Genomic DNA, 7,846 nt, shown 5'->3' with positions numbered 1-7,846 from the left:
GCACCAGCGCACACGTAGCCAGCGGGGATAGGCGCCGCTTCCGCAACCTGCGGCAGAGCGAGGAAACCAAGCCCCGCCAGTGCGGACAGGGCCACGCCAGAGCGAAGCCAGCGGCGCCAAGTCGAATATTCACGCATTTATTCTTCCTCCTGATCGCGCAGCCCTTGTCGCAGGCGGGAAATGGCAACCGCTCTCCCGGATGAGCTGCGGACGGAGAAAGGCAACAACCATGCCAAAGTGGTTTTGTTGGCAATATCAATTCGTTCTGCAGTCTCTTTTTATAAACTATGCAATTTTGTAAGTTTCCCCGACGCAATGATAGCTGGGCATTTTCTTGGGTTGAGCTGGCGACCGCGCTTCTCATAACAGTCGTGCGAGTTCCCGGGCAGGCTTCCACGGCCCAGGCCACGACCTGCCATCACGAGAGAATCGTAAGTGTGCGCCTTACGCCTCGATCTCGCGCAAGATCGCCTCCGTGTGCTCGCCTAAGGCGGGGGCCGGCGTCGTCCACGGCCCAATGCCAGGGATGGAAGCCATGGGCATGGTGCCCAATCCAGGCTGCTCCATCACCGGAGCCACCCGCATGGCCTGCGCATGCGGGTCCGCCAGGAAGTCCAGCGGCGTGTTGACGCGGTCGCACAGAAGGCGCGCCGCCTGGAAACGCGCCACCCATTCCGCCGACGTCCGCCCCTGCAGGATCGGACGCAGGATCTCCATCAGCGCGGGCTTGTTGCGGGCACGCTCGGCGAAGGACACGAAGCGCGGGTCGTCCGGCAGTTCGGGTAGACCAGCCTCGCGGCAGAAGGTCACCCATTCCTCCTCGCGCACCATGGCGATCATGAACCAGGCGCCATCGCTGCCCTGGTAGGTGCCGGCGGGCACGTTCAGCTCGGCCGGCATGCGGCCCAGCATTCCGGATTCCGCGATGGGCAGCACCAGCAAGGCCGCCGCCGACTGCATCAGCGACACGTCCAGGTGGCGGCGGCGGGGCGGATTGCCCTCGCGCCGGTCGCGCGCCTGCTCTGCCAGGGCCGTCTGGCAGGCGGCGAAGGCGGAAAGGCCGGTGAACACGTCCACGGGCAGGGTGTTCAGCCGGTGTGGGATGCCGTCCGCGCCCACGTTGCAGGCGACGAGGCCGCTATAGGCCTGGGCGACGCCATCCGTGCAGGGGCGCTCGCGATGCGGCCCGTCCTGGCCGAAGCCGGAGACGGAGATGCAGACAGCGTCGGGCTTCGCCGCTTCTGGCCCTAGCCCGATCCGCTGTGCCACGCCGGGGCGGAAGGCCTCGATCAGCACATCCGCCTTGGCCGCCAGCTTGCGCGCCCTTTCCTGGTCGCGCGGGTCCGTGAGGTCGAGCACGACCGCCTCCTTCCCCCGGTTGAAGCAGGAATGCATGACGCTGTGCGTATTGGCCCGCGTGGTCAGTCCGCGCGACCAGTCGCCCTTGGGCGGCTCCAGCTTGATCACCCGCGCGCCCGCCTGGGCGAGAAGCTGGCCGCAATGCGGCCCGGCGATGCCCTGCGCGGCATCAAGGACGAAAATCCCCTCATAGGGTCCTGGCATTGGCGCGTGTCCTCCTGCGCCGGTATCGTGCCGCAAAACCACCGGATGGGAAGGGACGACCATGCGAAGCACGAGACGGGCGGCGCTGCTGCTGCCGCTGGCGACGCCAGTTTTGGCGCAGCCGGCGGAATGGCCGTCGCGACCCATTCGCTTCGTCGTGCCCTATCCGCCCGGTGGCCCGACCGACCTGGTCGGCCGCGTCGCTGCCGCTGCCATGCCGGTCCCGACCGTGGTGGACAACCGCGCCGGCGGCAGCGGCTCCATCGGCGCGGGGGAGGTGGCGCGCGCTGCGCCGGACGGAACGGTGTTCATGGTGAACGCCTCCGCTCACGTCATCGTGCCGCACCTCCAGCCGAACCTCCCCTATGACGCCTTGGCCGATTTCTCCCCGGTGACGGAGCTGGTGAAGGTGCCGCTCGTGGCGGTGGTGCCCGCTGCTTCGCCCATTCGCGACATCGCGGGGCTGATCGAGGCGGCACGCGCACGGCCGGGGCAGATCACCTATGCCTCCTCCTCCATCGGCGGTGCGCCGCATCTGGCCGGCGAACTGTTCAAGCTGCTGGCGCGGGTGGACCTCACCCACGTGCCGTATCGCGGCTCCGGCCCTGCCCTCAGCGACCTGCTGGGCGGCACGGTGGATGTGATGTTCGACAGCCTCGCCAGCAGCGCCGGGCATGTGCGAGAGGGGCGGCTGCGCGCCATCGCGGTCACCACCGCCTCGCGCCTGCCGGAAACGCCGGACCTGCCCACCGTCGCCGAAGCCGGCGTGCCCGGCTATGAGATCGCCACCTGGTACGGGCTCTGGGGTCCGCCACGCCTGCCCGAGGCGGTGGCGAAGCGGATGCGCGACGTGCTGGCCCAGGGCATGACGCAGCCCGAGGCTTCAGGCCGCCTCGCCGCCATGGGCGCCATCCCAATCCTGTCCGAGCCGGCGGAGTATGCCCGCTTCGTCCGCAGCGAGTCCGATCGCTGGGGCCAGTTGGTGCGCGACGCGGGGATCCGCGCCGAATGAAGGCCCTGGTCTGTCCCTCCTGGCGCTCCTGGAACGAGCTGGAGCTGCGCGACATCCCGCCGCCTCCGCTGCGCGAGGGCGCGGTGCGGCTGAAGGTAGAGGCGGCGGGCGTGTCCTTCGCCTCGCAGCTGGTCGTCGCGGGCAAGTACCAGCGCAAGCCGCCCTTGCCCTTCACCCCGGGCACGGAGGCGGTGGGCACGGTGCTGGAAGGCCCCCTCCCCGCGGGGACGCGCGTCTTTGCCGTGCTGGATTGGGGCGCAATGGCGCAGGAGGCGGTGGTGGACGCTATCCACTGCATCCCCATCCCCAAGGGCGTGCCCGACCCGATGGCCGGGGTGGCCATGCCTATCTCCTACCCCACCGCCGCCTCGGCGCTGATCTGGCGCGGCAAGGTGCAGCCCGGCGACTGGGTGCTGGTGCATGGCGCGGCGGGCGGCGTCGGCCTTGCGGGGGTGGAGGTGGCGAAGGCCCTGGGCTGCCGCGTCGTCGCGCGCGCGGCCGCGGCCAAGCACGCCATGCTGCATGAGCGTGGGGCCGATTTGGTGCTGGACAGCGCCCTGCCCTTCCGCGACGCGGTTCGCGAGGCGACGGAGGGCGTGCATTGCGTGCTCGACGTGCTGGGCGGCGACACGTTCGAGGACTCGCTGCGCTGCCTGGGCGATGGCGGCACGCTGGTGACGGTGGGCTACGCCGCTGGCGGCATCCCGACCGTCACGGCCAATATCCTGCTGCTGAAGAATATCGGCGTCGCCGGGCTGAACTGGGGCACCTATGTCGGCTGGTCGCCGGGCGACAACCGCCAGCTTCACGCCCCGCGCGCCCGCGCCCTGTGGGACCGGCTCTGCGGCTGGTGGGCGGAGGGCAAGCTGCGCCCCGAGATCCATGCGCGCTACCCGCTGGAGCAGTTCCGCGAGGCGATGGAGGAGGTCGCCTCGCGCCGCTCCGCCGGGCGGGTGGTGATCACCCCGAACGGTTGAGGAACTCCCGGAAGATCGCCTGCGCCTCCTCGCCGCGTAGCATGCGGCCGAAGCTTTCCCGCTCGGCCCGCATCGCCGTCTCCAGCGCTTCCTTCTCCGCCGCGAGGACGAGGCGCTTGGTTTCCGCCATAGAGCCAGGCGGCAGGGCGGCCAGGAGCTGTGCGACGGCACGCGCCTCCTCCTCCACCGCATCGTCCGGCACGGCGCGGGTGACGAGGCCGGCCTCCGCCGCCTCATGACCGCTGATCGGGGTGCCGGAAAGCAGCCACCAGCGCGCCCGCGCCGCACCGACGCGCCGTGCCAGCAGCATGGAGGACCCGGCCTCCGGTACCAGCCCGAGCTTGGTGAAGGGCATCATCAGCCGCGCGGCCTCGGAGGCCACCACCACGTCGCAATGCAGCAGAAGCGTCGTGCCGATGCCGACCGCATGGCCACGCACCGCCGCTACGACTGGCTTCGCGAAGCCGACCAGCGTCTCCAGGAAGTGAAAGGCCTCGCTCGGCCCTTCCTCCTTGCGGGCGGCGAAGTCGGCGATGTCGTTGCCGGCGGTGAAATCCATGCCGCCGGCCAGCAGGACGACCCGCACCTCCGGATCGGCCTCCGCCGTGCGCAGCCCTTCCGACAGGGCGCGGTACATGGCCTGGGTGAGAGCGTTCTTCTTCTCGGGGCGGTCGAGGCGCAGCGTCAGGACCGCCCCCTCCCGCGTGACGGAGACGGTCACGGCGCTTCCTCTCTTTTCTAGAACAGGGAGGAAAAGGGAAGCACAGCCAATGCGTCGCCGGGAGAGACTTCCGTCACACCCTCCTGCAACTCGGCAAAGGCGTCGGAGAGGGTGAGCGAGGACAGCAGCCCCGCCCCCTCGCGCGGGAATTTTTCCGCCTGAAGGCCGGCTTCGCCGGAACGGAGCGCCACCCGCACATATTCCCGCCGACCGGACTTCTTGCGGTAGCTGAAGCGCGAGGAGGCCGCGAAGCGGGGGAGGATTTCCGGCCGTGCGCCGGCGAGCCGGAGGATTAGCGGCCGCGCGAGATGCAGGAAAGTCACCACCGCCGCGACCGGGTTGCCCGGCAGCCCCACCATGGGCGTACCATCCACCACGCCCATCGCCGCAGGGCGCCCCGGCTTCAGCGCCAGGCGCCAGAAGACCAGCCGCCCAGCCGCTTCCACCGCCGCGCGCACATGGTCCTCCTCTCCGGTGGAAACGCCGCCGGAGGACAGGAGCAGGTCATGCCGCGACGCCGCGTCGCGCAGCGCCCGCGCCGTGGCGTCGCGGTCATCGGGCAGGATGCCGAGATCGGACACGGCGCAGGGCAGGCGCGCGGCGAGGGCCATCAGGGTGAAGCGGTTGCTGTCGAAGGTCTGTGCTGGACCGAGCGCGGCGCCCGGCTCCGCCAGCTCGTCGCCCGTGGAGAAGATGCCGACGCGCAGCTTCGGCCGCACCGGCAACGTGGCGTGACCAAGCGCGGCGGCGAGGCCGATCTCCATCGCCCGCAGCCGGCTCCCCTCGGGCAGCGCCTCGGCGCCCTGCGCGATGTCCTCCCCGGCCGGGCGTGCGTTGCTGCCGGGCTTGAGCCCGGGTGGCAGCAGCAGCGCTTCGCCCTCCGTGCGCGCATCCTCCTGCATCATCACCGTGTCCGCGCCCTCCGGCATGGGCGCGCCGGTGAAGATGCGCGCGGCCGTGCCGGGGGCGAGGGGAGACGCCGCCTCCCCTGCCGCCACGCGCCCGGCAAGGCGCAGGCGGGTCTCGCCGTCGGGGTTCAGGTCGGCATGGCGGAAGGCATAGCCATCCACGGCGGAGTTGAAGAAGGGCGGCAGCGGCGTGCGCGCCAGGAGCGGCCGGGCCAGCACGCGTCCAGCGGCTTCCGCCAGCGGCACCGCCTCCTCCCCGCCCAGCGGGGCGACGCGCTGGAGGATGAGCGTCTGTGCCTCCTCGATGCCGAGAAGGGGGCCGCCAAAGGCGAAGCAGTCATCCGAAAGCTGGGCCATGGCTCAGAAACGCTCCGCATGGCGAAGCATGGCGTCCGCGATGGCCTCGACCTCGTCGAGGTGCAGATGCGGCGGCGCGCCGGGCGGCGGCACCACGTCGCTGGCCACGGCCAGGATGCGCGGGTCGTCCGGGTGCAGCCAGGGCTTGCCGTTGGCCGCACGGTGCACCTCGATCTTCGGGTGGGTGTCGCGCTTGAACCCCTCGACGATCACGAGGTCCACCTTGTCCAGTCGTCGCAGCAACTCCGCCAAGGGCGGCTCGGGCGCGCCGCGCAGCTCGGTCATCAGCGCCCAGCGCCGGGCCGAGGCGACGAGGACCTGATGCGCCCCCGCCTCGCGATGGGTGTGCGAATCCTTGCCCGGCTGGTCCAGGTCGAAGTCGTGATGGGCGTGCTTGAGCGTTGAAACGGAAATCCCCTGCCCGGTCAGGCAGGGGATCACACGCTTCAGGAGGGTGGTCTTGCCGGCTCCGCTCCAGCCGGCAAGCCCGATCAGCCGCATTCAGTCTCCCGCGGGGCGGGCCCCGGCGGGGGCCACGACCTGCCGGGCCTTGGCCATCTCATCCTCGACCCAGAGGCTGTGATGCTCGCGCGCCCAGTTCAGGTCCACTTGGCCGGAGCCCATGGCGTCATAGGCGCCCTCCATGCCGATGGAGCCGATGTAGATATGCGCGAGCATCGCCGCGACCATCAGCACCGACAGCACGCTGTGGACGATGTGCGCCAGCTGCATGTCGTTGACGTCGAGCGGACCCCAGAAGGGGAAGATCAGGAAGTAGCCCGAGGCCGCGACGAGGCCGCCGCCCAGCACCGTGATCCAGAACACCACCTTCTGGCCGGCGTTGAACCGCCCCGCCCGGGGATGGGCGCCGCCGAACAACCCACCGAAGGACTTAACCCACTCGATGTCGGTCCGGTCGGGGATGTTGTCCCGCACCCAGAGCAGCAGCATCACGATGAGGCCCAGGGTGAAGGGGAAGGCCAGGAAATTGTGCGCGATCTTGCCGTACTGGGCGAGGATGTAGAACGCCTCCGGCCCGATGAGCGGCAGCAGCAGGTAGCGGCCGAAGGTGATGTTCAGCCCCGACAGGCCGAGCACGATGAAGGAGGAGGCGACCATCCAGTGGTTCGCCCGCTCCAGCGCGTTGAAGCGCTGGATGGTGCGGCCCGAACGTCCCTCGGTCATCACCATGCGCCCGCGCACAAGAAAGAAGGCAACGAGGATCAGCAGCATCCCGCCGACCGCGATGCCGCCCACCCAGTTGAGGGTGACGTTGTGGAACTGGCGCCAGGACCGCCCTTCGGGCTGCACCAGCACGCCGGCCGCCTGGTTCGGGATGGTGACGCGGCCCTCGATGCGGCCGCCCTGCAGGGTGCGCTGCAGTTCCAGCTCATCGGCCGAGGGACCACGCGCGGTCATGGGCGGGGGCGCGGGGATGGGCGCCGTCGGGGTCGGTGCCGCTTGCTGCGGCACGGGGCCCGGCGCAGTGCCCGTCGGGCGCTGCGGGTCGGCGGTCTCCGGATTCTGGCGCGCGGGCTGACCGTCGCCGCGGCTCTCGCCGACACCCGGCGCGGCGCTCTGCACGTCCGAGGCGCCGGGATGCGGGCGCTCGGTCGGCATGGCCGGCGATGGCGCGACGGTCTGCGCCGCCACCGGCGCCGCGAGAAGCAGCGCCGCAAGGAGGAGGGAGGAAATTCCGCGCATCAAACGTTCACCGTCTCGCGATAGGCGGTGCGCCATCCCCAGGCGCCCGAGCCATAGCCGCGGCGCTGCACGCGCTCGCGATAGATCTGGGCGATGATCTCGCCATCGCCGGCCAGCAGGGCCTTGGTGGAGCACATCTCCGCGCAAAGCGGCAGCTTGCCCTCGGCGATGCGGTTGGAGCCGTACTGGATGTACTCCACCGGGCTGTTGTCCTGCTGCGGGCCGCCGGCGCAGTAGGTGCACTTGTCCATCTTGCCGCGGCCGCCAAAGTTCCCGACGCGCGGATATTGTGGCGCGCCGAAGGGGCAGGCGTAGAAGCAGTAGCCGCAGCCGATGCAGGTGTCCTTGTCGTGAAGGACGAGGTGGTCGGCCGTGAAATAGAAGCAGTTGGTCGGGCACACCGCCGCGCAGGGCGCGTCGGTGCAGTGCATGCACGCCATGGAGATGGAGCGCTCGCCCGGCTTGCCGTCATTGATGGTGACGACGCGCCGGCGGTTGATGCCCCAGGGCACCTCGTGCTCGTTCTTGCAGGCGGTGACGCAGGCGTTGCACTCGATGCAGCGGTCCGCGTCGCACAGGAACTTCATGCGGGCCATGATGGTCT

8 protein-coding genes are annotated in these 7,846 nt (G+C 70.2%); 2 read left to right on the top strand and 6 right to left on the bottom strand.

Annotated elements, in window-relative coordinates:
* Window positions 1-444: 444 nt before the first annotated feature.
* The gene (locus JTJ31_RS13675; protein WP_207539209.1) at window positions 445-1,563 is read right to left on the bottom strand and encodes a CaiB/BaiF CoA transferase family protein; all 1,119 of its coding nucleotides are present in this window, start codon (window positions 1,561-1,563) and stop codon (window positions 445-447) included.
* Between the two features lie 61 nt (window positions 1,564-1,624).
* On the opposite strand from JTJ31_RS13675, the gene JTJ31_RS13670 reads away from it, so the two are divergent.
* Entirely contained in the window at window positions 1,625-2,575 is a 951-nt protein-coding gene (locus JTJ31_RS13670; RefSeq protein ID WP_207539208.1) for a Bug family tripartite tricarboxylate transporter substrate binding protein, read from the top strand.
* Complete coding sequence (locus JTJ31_RS13665) at window positions 2,572-3,552, top strand: NADPH:quinone oxidoreductase family protein (RefSeq protein ID WP_207539207.1); 981 nt, start codon at window positions 2,572-2,574, stop codon at window positions 3,550-3,552. Before JTJ31_RS13670 ends, JTJ31_RS13665 begins: the two co-directional genes overlap by 4 nt.
* On the opposite strand, the gene JTJ31_RS13660 is transcribed toward JTJ31_RS13665, so the two are convergent.
* The 5 genes from JTJ31_RS13660 to fdh3B are packed head-to-tail and all read right to left on the bottom strand — an operon-like array spanning window position 3,536 to window position 7,838.
* The gene (locus tag JTJ31_RS13660; protein WP_207539206.1) at window positions 3,536-4,273 is read right to left on the bottom strand and encodes an enoyl-CoA hydratase-related protein; all 738 of its coding nucleotides are present in this window, start codon (window positions 4,271-4,273) and stop codon (window positions 3,536-3,538) included. The two genes, JTJ31_RS13665 and JTJ31_RS13660, sit on opposite strands and share 17 nt — an antisense overlap.
* Window positions 4,274-4,290: 17 nt before the next feature.
* Window positions 4,291-5,538: a molybdopterin molybdotransferase MoeA gene (locus JTJ31_RS13655; RefSeq protein WP_207539205.1), complete on the bottom strand. Its 1,248-nt coding sequence runs from the start codon at window positions 5,536-5,538 to the stop codon at window positions 4,291-4,293.
* 3 nt (window positions 5,539-5,541) lie between these two features.
* Complete coding sequence (gene mobB, locus JTJ31_RS13650; protein ID WP_207539204.1) at window positions 5,542-6,039, bottom strand: molybdopterin-guanine dinucleotide biosynthesis protein B; 498 nt, start codon at window positions 6,037-6,039, stop codon at window positions 5,542-5,544.
* Window positions 6,040-7,242 carry a formate dehydrogenase subunit gamma gene (locus JTJ31_RS13645; protein ID WP_207539203.1) on the bottom strand — a complete coding sequence of 401 codons (1,203 nt, stop codon included), beginning with the start codon at window positions 7,240-7,242 and terminating at the stop codon, window positions 6,040-6,042. It abuts the gene before it with no gap.
* On the bottom strand, window positions 7,242-7,838 hold the full coding sequence (gene fdh3B / locus JTJ31_RS13640) for a formate dehydrogenase FDH3 subunit beta (RefSeq protein WP_207539202.1): 597 nt from the start codon (window positions 7,836-7,838) through the stop codon (window positions 7,242-7,244). Before fdh3B ends, JTJ31_RS13645 begins: the two co-directional genes overlap by 1 nt.
* Window positions 7,839-7,846 lie beyond the last annotated feature (8 nt).

The sequence above is a fragment of the Sabulicella rubraurantiaca genome (genome assembly GCF_017355885.1).
In the GTDB taxonomy this organism is placed as follows: Bacteria; Pseudomonadota; Alphaproteobacteria; order Acetobacterales; family Acetobacteraceae; genus Roseococcus; species Roseococcus rubraurantiacus.
This window is presented reverse-complemented; position numbering and strand designations above follow the sequence as displayed.